15 protein-coding genes are annotated in these 15217 nt (G+C 62.2%); 6 read left to right on the top strand and 9 right to left on the bottom strand.

Going from position 1 to position 15217, the window contains the following annotated elements; translation table 11 throughout:
• Positions 1 to 161: 161 nt before the first annotated feature.
• Entirely contained in the window at positions 162 to 1364 is a 1203-nt protein-coding gene (locus AC0L16_RS16395) for an IS256 family transposase (RefSeq protein ID WP_027038769.1), read from the bottom strand.
• A gap of 26 nt (positions 1365 to 1390) precedes the next feature.
• Here AC0L16_RS16395 and AC0L16_RS16400 point away from each other — a divergent pair, with 26 nt between their 5' ends.
• Entirely contained in the window at positions 1391 to 1762 is a 372-nt protein-coding gene (locus AC0L16_RS16400) for an ISAs1 family transposase (protein ID WP_473621946.1), read from the top strand.
• 40 nt (positions 1763 to 1802) lie between these two features.
• Here the strand turns inward: AC0L16_RS16400 and AC0L16_RS16405 are convergent, their stop codons facing one another.
• Positions 1803 to 2783, bottom strand: coding sequence for a lysylphosphatidylglycerol synthase domain-containing protein (locus AC0L16_RS16405; RefSeq protein WP_473621948.1), 981 nt, complete (start codon positions 2781 to 2783; stop codon positions 1803 to 1805).
• 86 nt (positions 2784 to 2869) lie between these two features.
• On the opposite strand from AC0L16_RS16405, the gene AC0L16_RS16410 reads away from it, so the two are divergent.
• On the top strand, positions 2870 to 3871 hold the full coding sequence (locus AC0L16_RS16410; RefSeq protein WP_473621949.1) for a glycosyltransferase family 2 protein: 1002 nt from the start codon (positions 2870 to 2872) through the stop codon (positions 3869 to 3871).
• A gap of 1 nt (position 3872) precedes the next feature.
• Positions 3873 to 5375, top strand: a complete 1503-nt coding sequence (locus AC0L16_RS16415; protein ID WP_473621950.1) for an ArnT family glycosyltransferase — start codon at positions 3873 to 3875, stop codon at positions 5373 to 5375.
• 5 nt (positions 5376 to 5380) lie between these two features.
• Here AC0L16_RS16415 and phoU read toward each other — a convergent pair whose 3' ends face one another.
• The gene (gene phoU / locus AC0L16_RS16420; RefSeq protein WP_473621952.1) at positions 5381 to 6106 is read right to left on the bottom strand and encodes a phosphate signaling complex protein PhoU; all 726 of its coding nucleotides are present in this window, start codon (positions 6104 to 6106) and stop codon (positions 5381 to 5383) included.
• 195 nt (positions 6107 to 6301) lie between these two features.
• Positions 6302 to 7570, bottom strand: a complete 1269-nt coding sequence (locus AC0L16_RS16425) for an ATP-binding protein (protein WP_473621953.1) — start codon at positions 7568 to 7570, stop codon at positions 6302 to 6304.
• A gap of 212 nt (positions 7571 to 7782) precedes the next feature.
• On the opposite strand from AC0L16_RS16425, the gene ppk2 reads away from it, so the two are divergent.
• Positions 7783 to 8691 carry a polyphosphate kinase 2 gene (ppk2, locus tag AC0L16_RS16430; RefSeq protein WP_473621954.1) on the top strand — a complete coding sequence of 303 codons (909 nt, stop codon included), beginning with the start codon at positions 7783 to 7785 and terminating at the stop codon, positions 8689 to 8691.
• Between the two features lie 72 nt (positions 8692 to 8763).
• Here the strand turns inward: ppk2 and AC0L16_RS16435 are convergent, their stop codons facing one another.
• The 3 genes from AC0L16_RS16435 to AC0L16_RS16445 form a co-directional block, all read right to left on the bottom strand.
• On the bottom strand, positions 8764 to 9510 hold the full coding sequence (locus AC0L16_RS16435) for an enoyl-CoA hydratase-related protein (RefSeq protein ID WP_473621956.1): 747 nt from the start codon (positions 9508 to 9510) through the stop codon (positions 8764 to 8766).
• A gap of 15 nt (positions 9511 to 9525) precedes the next feature.
• Positions 9526 to 10164 carry an acyl-homoserine-lactone synthase gene (locus tag AC0L16_RS16440; RefSeq protein ID WP_473621957.1) on the bottom strand — a complete coding sequence of 213 codons (639 nt, stop codon included), beginning with the start codon at positions 10162 to 10164 and terminating at the stop codon, positions 9526 to 9528.
• A 97-nt stretch (positions 10165 to 10261) separates the two neighbouring features.
• Positions 10262 to 10996 carry a helix-turn-helix transcriptional regulator gene (locus AC0L16_RS16445; RefSeq protein ID WP_023802176.1) on the bottom strand — a complete coding sequence of 245 codons (735 nt, stop codon included), beginning with the start codon at positions 10994 to 10996 and terminating at the stop codon, positions 10262 to 10264.
• 291 nt (positions 10997 to 11287) lie between these two features.
• On the opposite strand from AC0L16_RS16445, the gene AC0L16_RS16450 reads away from it, so the two are divergent.
• A complete protein-coding gene (locus AC0L16_RS16450; RefSeq protein ID WP_473622058.1) occupies positions 11288 to 12106 on the top strand; it encodes a transporter substrate-binding domain-containing protein in 819 nt (272 codons plus the stop codon).
• Positions 12107 to 12169: 63 nt separating this feature from the next.
• On the opposite strand, the gene AC0L16_RS16455 is transcribed toward AC0L16_RS16450, so the two are convergent.
• Positions 12170 to 12580 (bottom strand): tellurite resistance TerB family protein, encoded by a 411-nt coding sequence (locus AC0L16_RS16455; RefSeq protein ID WP_473621958.1) that lies wholly within the window; start codon positions 12578 to 12580, stop codon positions 12170 to 12172.
• A gap of 166 nt (positions 12581 to 12746) precedes the next feature.
• Here AC0L16_RS16455 and AC0L16_RS16460 point away from each other — a divergent pair, with 166 nt between their 5' ends.
• Positions 12747 to 14396, top strand: coding sequence for a lysine--tRNA ligase (locus AC0L16_RS16460; RefSeq protein WP_473621960.1), 1650 nt, complete (start codon positions 12747 to 12749; stop codon positions 14394 to 14396).
• Here AC0L16_RS16460 and AC0L16_RS16465 read toward each other — a convergent pair.
• Positions 14359 to 15210, bottom strand: a complete 852-nt coding sequence (locus AC0L16_RS16465) for a thermonuclease family protein (protein WP_473621961.1) — start codon at positions 15208 to 15210, stop codon at positions 14359 to 14361. The two genes, AC0L16_RS16460 and AC0L16_RS16465, sit on opposite strands and share 38 nt — an antisense overlap.
• Positions 15211 to 15217: the final 7 nt, after the last annotated feature.

The following is a 15217-nucleotide window of genomic DNA, read 5'->3' on the forward strand; positions in this document are numbered from 1 at the left end:
GAGGCAGCCGTTCACTTCGGAGGGGTATCGGGTGAGTTAACGTGGGTTTTGTAGGTGGCAGGAGGAATTAGTGCTGAATCTGTCGGTGTCTTCTGATTCGATTGGAGGATGCGGACGATGGCGGGGACTGTCAGGAATTCTGTGCGCGAGGCCCGCTTTCGTCATTGGCTGACGAACCTCTCGCCGAAGACGACGGCGAACTGGGTCTTGGCCTCGAACCATTCGCGCGGCGGTCGTTTCCATTCCTCGGCCGCATGGTTCAGCACCAGATATAGCAGCTTCATGGCCGCATCGTCACTCGGGAAGTGTCCCCGGGTGCGGACGGCGCGGCGCAGTTTCGAGTTCAGCGCCTCGATAGCGTTCGTGGTGTAGATGATCCGGCGCACGCTTTCGGGGAAGGCGAAGAACGGTACCACGTGTTGCCAGTTGCGCCGCCAGCTCTGGGTGATCGCTGGATACCGCTGGCCCCAGTAGCCGGCCTCGAAGTCCTCAAGGGCCTTCATGCCGGCTTCGGCGTCCTTGGCCCGGTAGATCGCGCGCAGCGCGGGCACGACGGACTTGCGATCCTTCCACGACACGAACTCCAGCGAATGGCGGATCAGATGCACGATGCAGGTTTGGACCACGGTCTGGGGGAAGACGGCGTTGATCGCCTCGGGGAAGCCCTTCAGGCCGTCGACGACGGCGATCAGGACGTCGGCGACACCACGGCTCTTCAGTTCGTTCATGACGCGCAGCCAGAACTTGGCGCCCTCGGTCTGCTCGATCCAGATGCCGAGGATCTCCTTCGTGCCGTCCGGCAGGATGCCGAGCGCGATGTAGACGGCCTTGTTGCGAACAAAGCCTTCGTCCCTGATTTTGACCCGGATCGCATCGAAGAAGATGAGCGGATAGATCGCATCCAGCGGGCGGTTCTGCCACTCGGCCACTTCCTCCAGGACGGCGTCGGTGACGGCCGAGATCAGGTCCGGCGACACGTCGATGCCGTAGAGATCCTCCAGATGGCCGCGGATCTCGCGCACCGTCATGCCGCGCGCGTACATGGAAATGATCTTGTCGTCGAAGTCGGGAAAGCGGCGCTGGTATTTGGCGATCAGCTTCGGATCGAAGGTCCCGGCCCGGTCGCGCGGGATCGACAGCGTCATCTTCGACGTGCCCGTCAGAACCGACTTCCTCGAATGGCCGTTGCGGCGATTGGCGCTGCCGTCGGTGCGGTCGCCCTCGAGATGCTCGTCGAGTTCAGCGTTCAGAATCCGCTCTGAAAGCGCCTTCTTCAGGTCGTCGAGCAATCCGTCCTTGGCAAACACCTCATTCGGATCGCGGCCGGCAAGCAGTTGGTCCAGAAGTTCCTTCTCGATAGCCATGTGATGGTTCTCTCCTTTCCATCATCATGGCCTCGCGCACAGAATTCCTGACAGTCCCCGATGGCGCAGCCAAGCCGACCTCAACGCCGGGGCATTACAAAACCCAGACAGAAACGCGCTTCTACATGACATCCTTGACCCAATCCGCCAAGCAGGTCGGGCCTGCCATCGGGGCTCATTGGTGCGTAGAGAATGGCCTGCACTGGGTGCTTGATGTGGTGTTTCGAGACGACCATTGTCGCCTGCGAACTGAAAACGCGCCAATCAACTTCACCGCCATAAAACACATGGCGCTCAATTTCCTGAAAACCGTCCCAGAGAAGTTGAGCCTGCGCCTCAAACGAAAGGCCGCTGCCTGGGACGACGAGTTCCTCTGCTCAATCCTCGCCCAACGTTAACTCACCCGATTCCCCTGTGGATCGATGGGATCCTTTGCCCCTATTCGTCACCTCGGATCCGGCCGCTCCCAGCGCCTGTCAAGCCCGGGAGCACAAGAGAAATGCCGGTGCCGGCAAGAGCCGAGACGATCATCAGCAGATGGGTGTTGATGCTCGCCTTGGCGAGAACGGCAAGTCCGTCAGCATTCTCACCGGCGCCGAAGGCCGCAGCGCCAGCGACGATGCCGGCCGGATAGGTGCCGACACCGCCCGGCGCATGGACCGGCAGTACCGACGAGAGCTCTCCACCCAGCGCGCCGCCGAAGCATGCGGCGAGCGGGCCGACGCCCATCAGCGCCAGCACCCAGGCGAGCACCAGCACCTTCACGCCCCAGTTCAGAACGGTCAGTGCCCAAGCGCGGACGAACGCGGCGAGGTTTTGCGGAATGCCGTCGGCGATCTGGTCGACCAGCTTCGAAAACTTCGCCGGAAGCTTTCGCCGGGCCGCGCGGAGCACCGGATCGTGGAACGGGAAGACGAGCAGCGGCGAACCCAGGAACAGAATCCAGAGGCCGCAGGCCCACAGCGCGTAGCCCGTTTCCATGATCAGGCCTACGCCGGCCGCAGCTAGCAGCGCGTGCAGGTCGAGCAACCTCAGCACCAGCAGCGCCGAGGTTCCGTGCGCCAGCGGCACGCCGAACTCGGAGCGCATCAGCAGCGGAAAGCTGGTCTCGCCAGCCCGGAAAGGCAGCATGATGTTGAGGATGTTGTGAACCTGCGTCACACGGAACAGCCGCAGGAACCGGCCGGCCGTCTCACGCGGGAAATAATCGTGCATGCGGTGGGCGCGGACGAAATAGGTGGCGACAAGCAGCGTGAGCGCAGCCAGGATCGTGCCGAACCCGACCTCCCGCCATCCTGCGAGGATCGACGGCCAACCCCAGATCCATTGCACGAAAACCGCGTAAAAAACGATGACCGCCACGGCGAGCAGCACCATCCGGTTTTTCGCCAGCCAATTCCGTGGGACGCCGTCAGTCATCTTGCCGATTTGCCGTCGATTTGCTTTAACCGCCGCCTGGCGTACCAGAAGCCCGCCTCAAAGCCGAATTCCCATCGAGAGATCCCGTGTCGAAATCCCAACCTGTTCCGCTTTTCGCCCGAGATGCGGCCGACGAAATCGACCTGTCCGTCCTTATCCCGGTCTGCAACGAGGAAGAAAGCATCGCGCCGCTGTTCGAGCGGATCTGTGATTCCCTCAAGGATTTCGGCAAGCCGTGGGAGCTGATCATCGTCGACGATGGATCGACGGACGGCACGCTTGTCAATGTCCGCAAGGAATTCGGCCGCCAAGAGCTCGACCTCAGGATCATCGAGTTCCAGCGCAATTTCGGCCAGGCGGCCGGCCTGCAGGCCGGCATCGACACGGCGCGCGGCCGGCTGCTGGTGACGCTCGACGGCGACCTGCAGAACGACCCTTACGACATTCCAAAGATGATCGCGGTGCTCGAGGAACGGGAACTCGATCTGCTCTGCGGCTGGCGCAAGAGCCGGCAGGACGGGCTGGTGCTCCGGCTCATCCCCTCCTGGATCGCCAATCGGCTGATCCGCAAGATCACCGGGGTGACGATCCATGACTATGGCTGCGGGCTCAAGCTCTACCGCACCAAAGTCCTCAAGCAGATCAGAATCCTCGGCGGCATGCACCGTTTCATCCCCGCATGGATCGCCGGCGTCGTACCGACGTCGCGGATCGGCGAGATGGTGGTCAATCACCATGCGCGCCAGTTCGGCGAATCCAAATACGGCATCTCGCGGACGTTCCGGGTGCTCCTCGACCTGCTCTCGGTGCTGTTCTTCATGCGTTTCCGCCAGCGGCCCGGGCATTTCTTCGGCTCGATCGGGTTGGTGTTCGGCGGGATCAGCGCCCTGATGTTTCTCTATCTTTTCTGGGCGAAATTCATACTCGGTGAAAGCATCGGCACGCGGCCGATGCTGACCATCGCCGTGATGCTGTTCCTGGGCTCGGTGCAGATGATCACCACCGGTATCCTGGCGGAAATGCTGGCGCGGACAGAGCGCGACACGACGAATTACGTCATCCGCAAGAGCTACGGTCGGGACGGCTGACGTGATCGAACGGCTGACACGCAACGGCAGCGCGCTCTATCTGCTGCTGGCTGGCTATTTCGCCGTCAACGTGCTTGTCCGCCTCGCCATGCCAGCCTCCCTGGAACTTGACGAGGGCCAGCAGCTCTTCCTCGCGCAATGGTTCGCCAGCGGCTATGACAGCCAGCCGCCATTCTACAACTGGCTGCAATATGGCATGGTGCAGGTCCTCGGCGACACGGTCGCGGCGCTGTCGATCCTCAAGAACCTGATGCTGTTCGGCTGCTTCCTGTTCTTCGGGCTGACGGCGCACCTCATCATCCGCGACCGGACGCTCGCCATCATCGCCACGCTCGGCCTGCTGACTATCCCGCAGATCGGCTACGAAGCGCAGCGCGACCTGACGCACACCGTGGCGGTGCTTTTCGCGGCTTGCCTCTTCGTCTATTTTTTCATCCGGGCACTGCGGGAGCCGAATGCCCTGAACTACGCGCTGACCGGCGTCGCCATCGGCATCGGGGTCATTTCGAAATACAACTTCGTCCTGCTGCCGATCGCAGCGATGATCGCCATCCTGCCGGAGCGCAAGCTCCGGGGCAGGCTGCTCGATCCGCGCATGCTCCTCGCAATCCTTGTCGCCGCGGCGATCGTGATGCCGCACGGTCTGTGGTTCCTCGATCATATCGACGCCGCGACGGCCCGAACCATGAGCAAGCTGACAGGAGATGCCGGTGGCAGCCGGCTAGACCAGATCGCCGAGGGTCTGCTGTCGCTGGTCGAGGCGATTGCAGGCTTCACGCTTGCGACCCTGCTGCTCTTCGCGATCGCATTCGGCCGCACCCTGCACCGCTCCTGGAAGGCGGAAAGCCAGTGGACGCGATTGATCGGCCGGATGTTCCTGGTCATCATGGTCGCGCTGGTGCTCATGGTGCTCGACGGCGCGGACAACATCAAGGACCGCTGGCTAGTTCCCTTCTTCTTCCTGCTGCCGATCTATCTCTGCCTGAAGATCGAAGCATCGGGCGAGACGATCGCCGGTGCATCTCGCCGGTTCGGCATCATCGCCCCTGCCATCGTGGTTGTGGTGCCGCTCGCGCTTTTCACGCGCACGCCGCTTCTCGGCACGATGGGACGTTATGGAAAGCAGAACGTGCCGTATGGCCCAGCGATCACGGCAATCCTGTCGTCCAACAAGGACCAGCCGTTGGTCATCCTGGCCGACGATCATCAGATGGCGGGCAACCTGCGCCTGCATGCGCAGGATATTCCGGTGATGCTTCCGGGCTATGAAAACTTCGAAGGGCCTTACGCATTCGACCCGGCGCATCCGGCGCTGGTCGTCTGGCGCAACAAGGGCAAGCCCCATCCGGCGATGCCCGACGATCTCGCGGCCTGGGTCGAGGCCAGGCCGGAACTGCGCGGCGTGGAGCCCGAAGTGAAGGACGTCGCGCTGCCCTATCACTATGGGCGCGACGGCGACGTTTATCATTTCGGCTACGTGTGGGTCTATCCCGCCGGGATGTAGTGGGTTCACTTCGCCGGTAGCGTTGCGGGAAGCACAATCTTGTCTGTCTTGTCGCCCTTCGGCCGCTCTGCCGGCATCTGGTCGCCGGTGACGATGTAGTAGATCGTCTCAGCGATATTGGTGGCGTGGTCGCCGATCCGCTCGATGTTCTTGGCGCAGAACAGCAAGTGCGTGCAGGGCGTGATGTTGCGCGGATCTTCCATCATGTAGGTAAGCAACTCGCGAAACAGCGAGGTGTATACGGCGTCGATCTGATCGTCGCGGTCACGCACGAAGCCGATCTTTTCCACCGAGCGCGACGCGTAAACGTCCAGCACTTCCTTGAGCTGCGTCAACGCCAGGTCGGCCAAGGCCGCGATGCCCCGGAACAGGCTGGTCGGCTGGCGCCCTTCTATGACGGCAACCACGCGCTTGGCGACATTCTTGCCGAGGTCGCCGACCCGCTCGAGATCCGCCGAGATGCGGATCGCGCCGACGATCTCGCGCAAATCCGTCGCCATCGGCTGGCGCTTGGCGATGATGATGATCGCCTTATCGTCGATCTCGCGCTGCCCTTCGTCCAGAACGGCATCGTCACGGATGACTTTCTGGGCAAGGCCGGGGTCGGCGTTGACCAGGGCCGCGATCGCCTGTTCGACCATGCGTTCGGCATGCCCGCCCATCGCGGCAATGCGCTTCGACAGATATTTCAGCTCCTCGTCATAGGCGCTGACGATGTGCACGGACTGCATGGAGATGCCTTCCCGGGTCTTCTGGTCCGAGTCGTTTCCTCGAATCCCCGCTGATACGCTAGCCGGATGACAGAAAAAAGAAACCGCTAGAGCGACGTGCGTCCACTTGGACACATAGTACGCTCTAAGCGCATTATCCACGCATCCGGCTATCTTGAAATCTTCCGGTTTTCGGGCCGGCGCGTTCTTGGATCGTCAGTGCGCCGGCAAATGCACCGTGAAAGCTGCGCCGTTGCCGACCTCCGACTTGATCGAGAGTCTGGCGTTGTGGCGCGTCAGGATATGCTTGACGATGGACAGGCCAAGGCCGGTGCCTTTCTGGGTCCGGCTGTTTTCGACGTCGACGCGGTAGAAGCGTTCGGTGATGCGCGGGATGTGCTCCTCGGGAATGCCGGGGCCGAAGTCGCGGATGGTGACGTCGATGCCCGGTTCGGGCCCGTCATCGCTGTGGGCAATCGTCACCACGACACGTCCACCCGACTGTCCGTATTTGCAGGCGTTTTCCAGCAGATTTTCGAAAACCTGGAAAAGTTCGTCGCGATCCCCCGGCACATTGAGTGGTCCTTTCGCGAAATCCCGCTCGATGGCAACGCTGTTTTCCCGGGCAAGCGGACCCAGCGAATCGATGACGCTGTCGAGGGTCTGGCGGAGATCGACCTCGGTTCCCGGCTTCAGATAGGGTTTCATCTCCAGCCGCGACAGCGACAGCAGGTCGTCGATCAGGCGCGCCATGCGGCCGGTCTGGTTGTGCATGATCTGCAGGAACTGCTCGCGCGCCGCCGGGTCGTTGCGGGCCGGGCCGCGCAGCGTCTCGATGAAACCGGAGATCGAGGCGAGCGGGGTGCGCAGCTCATGGCTGGCATTGGCGATGAAGTCGGCCCGCATCCGGTCGATGCGGCGCGCCTCGCTCTGGTCCTTGAAGACCAGCACATAGAGGTCGGTGCCGTGGCCGACCGAAGATGCACTCACCCGATAGGCCCGTTCGACCGGCAGCTTTTCGGTATAGTCGACGACATCCGAAGCGGCGGCACCCGACAGGATACTGTCCAGCAAGGCCTGCATCTCAGGCGCGCGGAATTTCAGCGACAGCGACATGCCCGGCGCGATGCCGCCGAAGGCGGCGACGGCGGCGGCGTTGGCATGGACGATCGTGGCGGTGCGATCGAAGATGATCAGCGGATCGGCAACGGCGGCCGCCAGATATTCTCCCGACAGCTGTTGCAGCCCGCCTGCCTCGATCGCCGCGGCATCCTCCGCGGACTGGCGCGCTACGCCGACCGGCAGCATCGCCGCGGCAAGCAGCAGCCCAGCACATGCCAGCAGCACCACATAGAAGGACATGTCTGCGAAACCATAGACCGTCAAGACCGCGACGATGCCGGCCGCCAGCAGCCAGCGGCTGTTCCACAGCCGGGTGACGACCTTTTGCGCCGTGCTGCGCTGTTCTGCGCCCATATCAGCCATTCGCGCACTGTGCCTCCGTCCCGACCCCGGCCGGCCTGGTGGACCTTCCCGCTGACCGGCGCTAGAGCGCCGTGCGTCCAATTGGACGCACGAAGGACGCTCTACCACTTTTAATCTGCCGCATCGCTCTTTCCGAAATCGATTCCGATTTTCGGGCCGATGCAGTAAGGCTCCCAATAGCATGTGTCCGGAAACTGGAAAGGTTCGTCTCGATGAAAAACCCTAGGGAAAATGCCGCCGCGCCTGTTCCAGGTCCGCAAAAGATCCGGATCAACGGCAAGGAGCTCGAGTTCGACATCGAGGATCCCAAGCTTCCGGACTGGATCGAGGACAACAAGCTGACCGCAGGCGGCTACCCCTACGACAAGAAAATGAAAAGCGACGAGTATGACGAGACGCTCGAGCGGCTACAGATCGAGCTGGTCAAGGCGCAGGCATGGCTGCAATCTACAGGCAAGCGGGTGATGTCGCTGTTCGAAGGGCGCGATGCCGCCGGCAAGGGCGGCACGATCTTCGCGCTGCGCCAGTACATGAACCCAAGGACAGCGCGCAACGTGGCACTGACCAAGCCCAGCCCAACCGAACTCGGGCAATGGTATTTCCAGCGCTATGTCGCGCATTTTCCGACGTCCGGCGAGTTCGTCACCTTCGACCGCTCCTGGTATAATCGCGCCGGCGTCGAGCCGGTCATGGGCTTCTGCACACCGGAGCAGCATCAGAAATTCCTGGACGAGACGCCGTATTTTGAACGGATGATCTGCAACGAGAGCATCCATTTCTTCAAATTCTGGCTGAACATCGGTCGGGAAACACAGCTTGAGCGGTTTCACGATCGCCGCTGGAGTCCTTTGAAGAACTGGAAATTCTCGCCGATCGACATTGCCGGCATCTCCAAATGGGACGATTACACCAAGGCGCGCGATCTCATGTTCGAACGCACGCATAAGGAATTCGCGCCCTGGATCATCATACAGGCCAACGACAAGCGGCGCGCGCGACTTGCCATCATCCGGCGCATCCTGTTGTCGCTTCCCTATGACGGCCGCGATCTCGACGCCATCGGCAAGGAGGACAAGAAGATCATCGGGGAAGGGCCTTCGTTCCTGGGAAGACAGGCCTGAAGCGCTGCCGCGCGCCCGCAAAGGACGCGCGGCACGATTCCGGATGTTCCTATCATTCTGCCGAATGACTTCTCATGCCGCCAGCCGGGCAATCCGCTGCAGCCGCCGCAGCGTGGTATCGTCCTGCAAAGCCTGCTGAAACAGCGAAATCTCCTGGTCGATGCGATCGCAGAGCGCGCCTGTGTCGCCCTTGAGCAGGTCGCGCGTCTGCAGCAGTGCGGCAATCGGCTTCTTGGCGAGTTGCCTGGCTCTGCCAAGTGCGGCTTCCTCGACATCGCCGACCACGATCTCCGTGACCAGGCCAAGCATCCTGGCGTCCCTGGCACTGAGCGTATCGCCCAGGCAGAAGAAGCGGAAAGCGCCGGCATAGCCGAGTTTCTGCGGCGCCAGGATGCTGGTCGCCGCGTCCGGCACGAGGCCGAAATCGACGAACGGGACCCGGAACGTGCTTTCGTCAGATGCGATCACCATGTCGCAATGGAACAGGATGGTGCAGCCGACTCCGACGGCGTCGCCGTCGACACAGGCAAGGACCGGTTTGGGGAACGTCGCCAACGTGCGGAACATGTCGGTGACGGCAGCGATCAACCGTTGATGCTTGGTGGCGTCGAGGAATTCGGAGAAATCGCCGCCGAGGCAGAAGCAGCCGGCGAGGCCGCGCAGCACCACGACGCGCACATTGTCGTCGATTGCGGCTTCGTGGAAGATCCTGGCCAGGCTTTCATAGGCTCGCCCGTCCAGTACCGGCCGGCCGTCATCCGACGACACCGTGACGATCAGGGTATGATTGCGGAACTCTGTTTGCGGGTGGATGTTCATGGCCGTCTCCAATTCTTACGAGGCCTGCCTCATGCCGAGCCTGTCGGGATATCCCCTGGCCAGCACCGGCGCGAAATGACTGCGACGCGACCGCACCACATCAAGCGTATGCTCGTTGAAGGTGAGCAGTGTGGCGACGACCTGCTGGTTGCCATAGGTGCGCTGGTAGCCAAGCGGCTTCGCCAGGAAGTGCAACTGCAGCGCCCGCAGGACCCACATCGGCTCGAACTCGATGATCACCTGGTTGACGTTGCGCTTCAGCCCCCACTCGACGAAGCCGGCGATGAGCTCGGTGCCGACCGTCGAGACGCCGCGCTTGCCGTCACGAAAGCCCGGCGCCACCGCATAGCGGGTCAGTTCCCAGACGTTCGGCCCGGATGGCGGCGTCCCTTCATAGAGGTCCGCCAGCACCTCGGTCAGAAGATGCGCACGCGTTGTCGGCAACATCCGCTGATAACCGGCGAGCTCGCCATTGCGGATGACGAGCTGATGCACCGCCTCGTCATGGTCGAACTGATCGATTTCAAGGCCGTCGGGGCGCTGCAGGTCGGACCACCCCATCTCCTCGACGAAAATCTTGTAGCGTAATCGATGAACGGCCTCCCAAAGGTCGGGACGTTCCATAAGTTCCTGTGTGGTAAGGGAAAAAAGCATCTGCCGTCTCCTAGGTTCAATAGGAAGATACGGCCGGGCTGTCCCGAGAAAATTACGCGATCACGTAGGCAAGAATTTCTAGGCCGGCGCGGCCGAGCTAGCTAATATAGCCGCGCCTTATCGCTTCCGCGACCGCCTGCACCCGGTTGACGGCACCGAGTTTGCTTTTGGCGTTAAGAAGGTGTTTCTCTGACGTGTGTTCCGAAATGCCGAGAATCTGTGAAATCTCCCATTCGGACTTGCCGACGGCGGCCCATTGCATGCATTCGCGCTCACGCGGCGTCAGTTCGACGTGGTGGTCGAGGGTCTTGGCCGCCATCGTGTGGATCTGCATGGCGCGGCCAATCGCATAGGTCGCCACCAGCGACACCAGCCCAAAATCGGCGCCCGACAATTCGACGGCCTCGCCACCCAGCGACACCATGACGATCTGGCCATCGAGCGTGATCAGCGGGAAGGCCAACCCGTCGCGCAGCTTGAATTCGCCGGCGTCGCCCATCACTTCGCCGCTGCTCTTGTCGATGCGGATGCTCTGGGACGCTTCCCGCCACTGGAACGGCGCCTGCAGCTGCTTCATGTGGCTGACAACGGGGTCATGGTCGACATAGTTGCGCGCCACATAGCGCTCCAGCCATTCTCCCGGCCACTCGCAAAGCAGCACATGGTCCTTTTGCTGGCCTCTTGGCGTGCCCGGTTGCGGAACCGTTCCGGCCATCAGCGCCGTCAGGCCGAACTCCGAGGTTATGCCAAGCAGCTTTTCGCAGACCGCGGCCGCCGTATCGGCGTGCTGCAGCTGATCTATGAATTCCAGTGTGCGATCGAAATGGCCCATTGCAACATCTACCCCATGTTGCCTTCCCGCGTTGAGATCAATCGGCCCAGTGCCTTGACCCGCACTTGCCATCGACCCCGGATTGCAAACCTGCTCCTCTCAGTTTGCGGCGCCTTGCGGCTACCCTCCAGCCGACGCCACTCATGTTTGCAAGCTCGCTGAAGCATAGCCCTAAATCGGCGTGATGAAATCAAAAACCGTTGTGCCTGTGGCATTTTCGTACCAAAAGCCACATTGGACAGGACAGGGCGGAGCTCGATCGTGGCAATTCGGTGGATGACCATCGTCTTGATGCTGGCAATGACGGGGGCACAGTGGCTCACCGCTGCACGCGCCGCGGAGCCGCAAGTGCCGGTGCTGTGGGATGCCAAGGAGCGGCTGTCGAAGCCTGACCTGTCCGCGCTGCCGCGTCTGAGATTCCTGACCACCACCGATTTCCCGCCGTTCAACTTCCTCGACGGGGCGGGCCGCTTGTCCGGCTTCCATGTCGATCTGGCGCGCGCGATCTGCGCCGAACTCGACATCGCCGAAAAATGCCAGATCCAGGCGCTGCCTTGGGCCGAGCTCGAAGGGGCGCTGCAGAAGGGCGAAGGCGAAGCGATCATTGCCGGCATTGCCGCCACGCCGGAGTCGCGGTCGAAACATGCTTTCTCGCGTTCCTACCTGCAGTTTCCGGCGCGCTTCATCATGCCGAAGACAAAGGCGCTCACGGAACCTATCTTCGACAGACTGCGCGGCAAGCGCGTTGGCGTGGTCGCAGGCTCCGCGCATGAGCGGATGCTGCGCGATTACTTCGGCACCGTTCAGGTCGCTCCCTTCGCGCAGTTGGAAGAGCTCTACGATGATCTCAAGGCCGGCAAGGTCGACGCCGGCTTCGGCGACGGCATGCGCTTCGCCTTCTGGCTGGGCAGTTCGAATGCCGCAGGCTGCTGCCGCTTTGCCGGCGGTCCTTATCTGGCGCCCGAATATCTGGGGTCGGGTATGGCCATCGCCACCAGGGCCAACGATCCAGCGCTGGCCGCAGCGTTCGACTACGCATTGCAGGAGATTTCGGTGAAGGGCATCTTTGCCGAATTTTATCTGCGCTATTTCCCGGTCAGCTTTTTCTGATCCGGCCCGGTCAGCTTTTTCTGATCCGGCCCGGTCAGCTTTTCTGATCCGTTGGGGTCTGGATCAAGTCAACGTGCGCAGGCGGGCCTTGGCGGCGCGGGCGATGGCGGCGACGGTGAGCGTGTCGAGATCGAGCTGGCGACGGATAAGCTGCAGCACCCTCACCTCCTCCAGTCGCATTTCGAGGTCGACGGCCGCAACCTCGAAGGCTGCGGCATAAGCGGTGTCAAGCAGGCGCTCGGGCAGTGCTTCAGCGACGCGTGCCAAAACGCCTTCCAACCCGTCGTTTTCGTGCAGCAACTTCTGGCAGTCCTGGGCGACGCCGACCAGCCGGTCGTGGTCGAAGTCCTCGAACACCGGCCATGAGCGGACGACGTCGCCAATCCGCGCCAATTCGACATCGGTCATGTCACGATCGGACGCGGAGGTGATCACCATAAGGTAGATCAGGGCTTCGTGCGGCGGCAACGGCATTTAAAACTCCTCAAACGGGCTCCGAAGTTAGGAACGAGGCACCGACGTCGCAAGGAAAAAGAGCCGCGATCGTTGACGCCCACGGCAGGCACGCCTAGAGACCGGTTGAAAAAATCATCCGGCCCCTTTTGCGGCGATGCCGGCGAATAAGTTGGAAAACAGTGACATGGCGGGATCAAACATCATCGATCTCAATCCCGAGGTGCTTGCGACAGCGGCCGAAAGCAAGGCGTGGCCGTTCGAGGAAGCCAGGAAGATCGTCGAGCGCTACAAAGGCACTGACTATCCCGAGACCGTCCTGTTTGAGACCGGCTACGGTCCGTCGGGGCTGCCGCACATCGGTACTTTCGGCGAGGTCGCACGCACCTCGATGGTGCGCCACGCCTTCCGTGTCCTCACCCGGGACACGGTCAAGACCAAGATCTTGTGCTTTTCCGACGACATGGACGGCATGCGCAAGATTCCGGACAGCGTCCCCGATCGCGCCGCGCTCGAGCCGCACCTGCACAAGCCGCTCTCGTCCGTCCCCAATCCTTTTGGCGGCGACTATGCGAGCTTCGCAGACCACAACAACGCAATGCTTTGCCGTTTCCTGGACACGTTCGGCTTCGACTACGAGTTCGCCAGCGCGACGGAATACTACAAGGCAGGCCGTTTCGACGACGTTCTGCTGCGCGCTGCCGAACGTTTCGACAAAATCATGGACGTGATGCTGCCGACGCTCGGAGAGGAGCGTCAGGCGACCTACAGTCCGTTCTTGCCGATTTCCCCCAAAAGTGGCCGCGTGCTTTACGTCCCCATGAAGCATGTCGACGCCAAGGCCGGCACTATCACCTTCGACGATGACGGCACCGAAACCACGCTGCCCATAACCGGCGGCAGGGTGAAGCTGCAGTGGAAGCCGGATTTCGGCATGCGCTGGGCGGCGCTCGGCGTCGATTTCGAAATGTTCGGCAAAGACCACCAGACGAATGCGGTGATCTACGACCGTATCTGCAATATACTGGGCGGGCGGGCGCCGGAGCATTTCGTCTATGAGCTGTTCCTCGACGAGAACGGCCAAAAAATTTCGAAGTCGAAGGGCAACGGACTGACCATAGACGAGTGGCTGACCTACGCGCCGACCGAAAGTCTCGAGCTCTACATGTACCAGCGGCCGCGACAGGCCAAGAAGCTCTATTTCGACGTCATTCCGAAGGCGGTGGACGAGTATTACGCCTTTCTGTCCGCCTATCGCCGGCAGGAGTGGAAGGAGCGACTGGGAAATCCCGTCTGGCACATGCATGATGGTAACCCGCCTGTCGTCGACCTGCCGGTGTCGTTCGCGCTGCTGCTCAATCTGGTCAGCGCCTCGAACGCCCAGAACAAGGACGTGCTGTGGGGGTTCATTTTGCGCCACACGTCAGGCGTGACGCCGAAGACCCATCCCGAGCTCGACCGGCTGGCCGAATATGCGATCCGCTATTTCGACGATTTCGTGAAGCCGGCCAAGGTGTACCGGGCCGCCGACCCGGTCGAGCGCGAGGCGCTGACGAAACTTTCCGAAGCGCTCGCCGCATTGCCGCCAGATGCCGATGGCGAGGCGATCCAGAATGCCGCCCTCAACGTCGCGCGCAAGATCGAGCGCTATCAGGACCATTCGAAGCAAAGCCCGGAAGGCGGGCCGGGCGTCTCCGTCGCCTTCTTCCAGATGATCTACCAGGTGCTGATCGGACAGGAGCGCGGCCCGCGCTTCGGTTCCTTCGCCGCGCTCTACGGCATCGCAGAAACCCGCGCGCTCATTCAGAAGGCGCTGGCCGGTCAGTTGGCGGCGTAGCCGACGAATCGGTTGGCGGCGCAGCCGTCGCCGACGGATCGAGAATCGGCTGCGTCGGGGCCGCAAAAGGGGCTGGTGCCGGAGGCAGGCCGGAGAGACTGGGCGCCGGCCCGAAAATGCCCTTCCTCGCCATACGGGCCTTGTCGCCGGCCTCGACATAAGGGCCACCCTTGGCGGCGCGCGCCCAGCCGTTTTCGATCAACCACTGGCCGACATCCTGGTTGCCGACGCGGCATTCGGCGGTGATCAGGTCGCGGCCGCCTTCGGGCGGCACCGTGCAGACCACAGCGCGGCCGCGCAGAAAGGCACGGAACGCCGTTCTCGCCCGGGTGCCACACGTCCAGGACTTGCCGCCGTCGGTGCAAGTTTCGTCCTGCCTGACGATGTCGACGCCGGAAATCGCGACGGAGTAGCCCTTGGCTCCGATCACACCGGCGGCCGATGCAACCGGCTGGAATAGTTTTGTCCCGTTCCAGTCGTCGGGCATTTTCGTTTTGGGCGGCTTGAGCGGTCCGGCCAGCGCCAGTTCACTCAGCGGCGCGCGCGGCTCGACCCGTTCAAGCTCTTCGGGCTGAAGCTGCGGCGGCGCGACGACCTTGGGATCGATGGCTCTGGAATGCGCCTCCGGCCCCGCCACCTTGGGTCGCGGAATTGCTGATGTAGCAGGCGCTTGGGATTGCGCCGCGATGCCGGCCTGCGCCCGAGCCGTGGCGCGCCCATTTTCGTCATGCAGCACGGCGCGGCCACCTGCGGCAATCGCAGCCCCCATTGCCAGGATCGTCAACACCGCGGCGGCTGCATGAAGCGGGCGCACCGGCGGC

Source organism: Mesorhizobium sp. WSM4848 (assembly GCF_055811375.1).

Excerpts from the sequence above, each read along its gene's own strand:
- ppk2 (WP_473621954.1), top strand. The coding sequence starts at position 7,783 with ATGAAAAACCCTAGGGAAAATGCCGCCGCGCCTGTTCCAGGTCCGCAA.
- AC0L16_RS16435 (WP_473621956.1), bottom strand. The coding sequence starts at position 9,510 with ATGAACATCCACCCGCAAACAGAGTTCCGCAATCATACCCTGATCGTC.
- phoU (WP_473621952.1), bottom strand. The coding sequence starts at position 6,106 with ATGCAGTCCGTGCACATCGTCAGCGCCTATGACGAGGAGCTGAAATAT.
- AC0L16_RS16460 (WP_473621960.1), top strand. The coding sequence starts at position 12,747 with ATGGCGGGATCAAACATCATCGATCTCAATCCCGAGGTGCTTGCGACA.
- AC0L16_RS16395 (WP_027038769.1), bottom strand. The coding sequence starts at position 1,364 with ATGGCTATCGAGAAGGAACTTCTGGACCAACTGCTTGCCGGCCGCGAT.
- AC0L16_RS16445 (WP_023802176.1), bottom strand. The coding sequence starts at position 10,996 with ATGGGCCATTTCGATCGCACACTGGAATTCATAGATCAGCTGCAGCAC.
- AC0L16_RS16440 (WP_473621957.1), bottom strand. The coding sequence starts at position 10,164 with ATGCTTTTTTCCCTTACCACACAGGAACTTATGGAACGTCCCGACCTT.
- AC0L16_RS16405 (WP_473621948.1), bottom strand. The coding sequence starts at position 2,783 with ATGACTGACGGCGTCCCACGGAATTGGCTGGCGAAAAACCGGATGGTG.
- AC0L16_RS16450 (WP_473622058.1), top strand. The coding sequence starts at position 11,288 with ATGCTGGCAATGACGGGGGCACAGTGGCTCACCGCTGCACGCGCCGCG.
- AC0L16_RS16455 (WP_473621958.1), bottom strand. The coding sequence starts at position 12,580 with ATGCCGTTGCCGCCGCACGAAGCCCTGATCTACCTTATGGTGATCACC.
- AC0L16_RS16400 (WP_473621946.1), top strand. The coding sequence starts at position 1,391 with ATGGCCTCGCGCACAGAATTCCTGACAGTCCCCGATGGCGCAGCCAAG.
- AC0L16_RS16425 (WP_473621953.1), bottom strand. The coding sequence starts at position 7,570 with ATGGCTGATATGGGCGCAGAACAGCGCAGCACGGCGCAAAAGGTCGTC.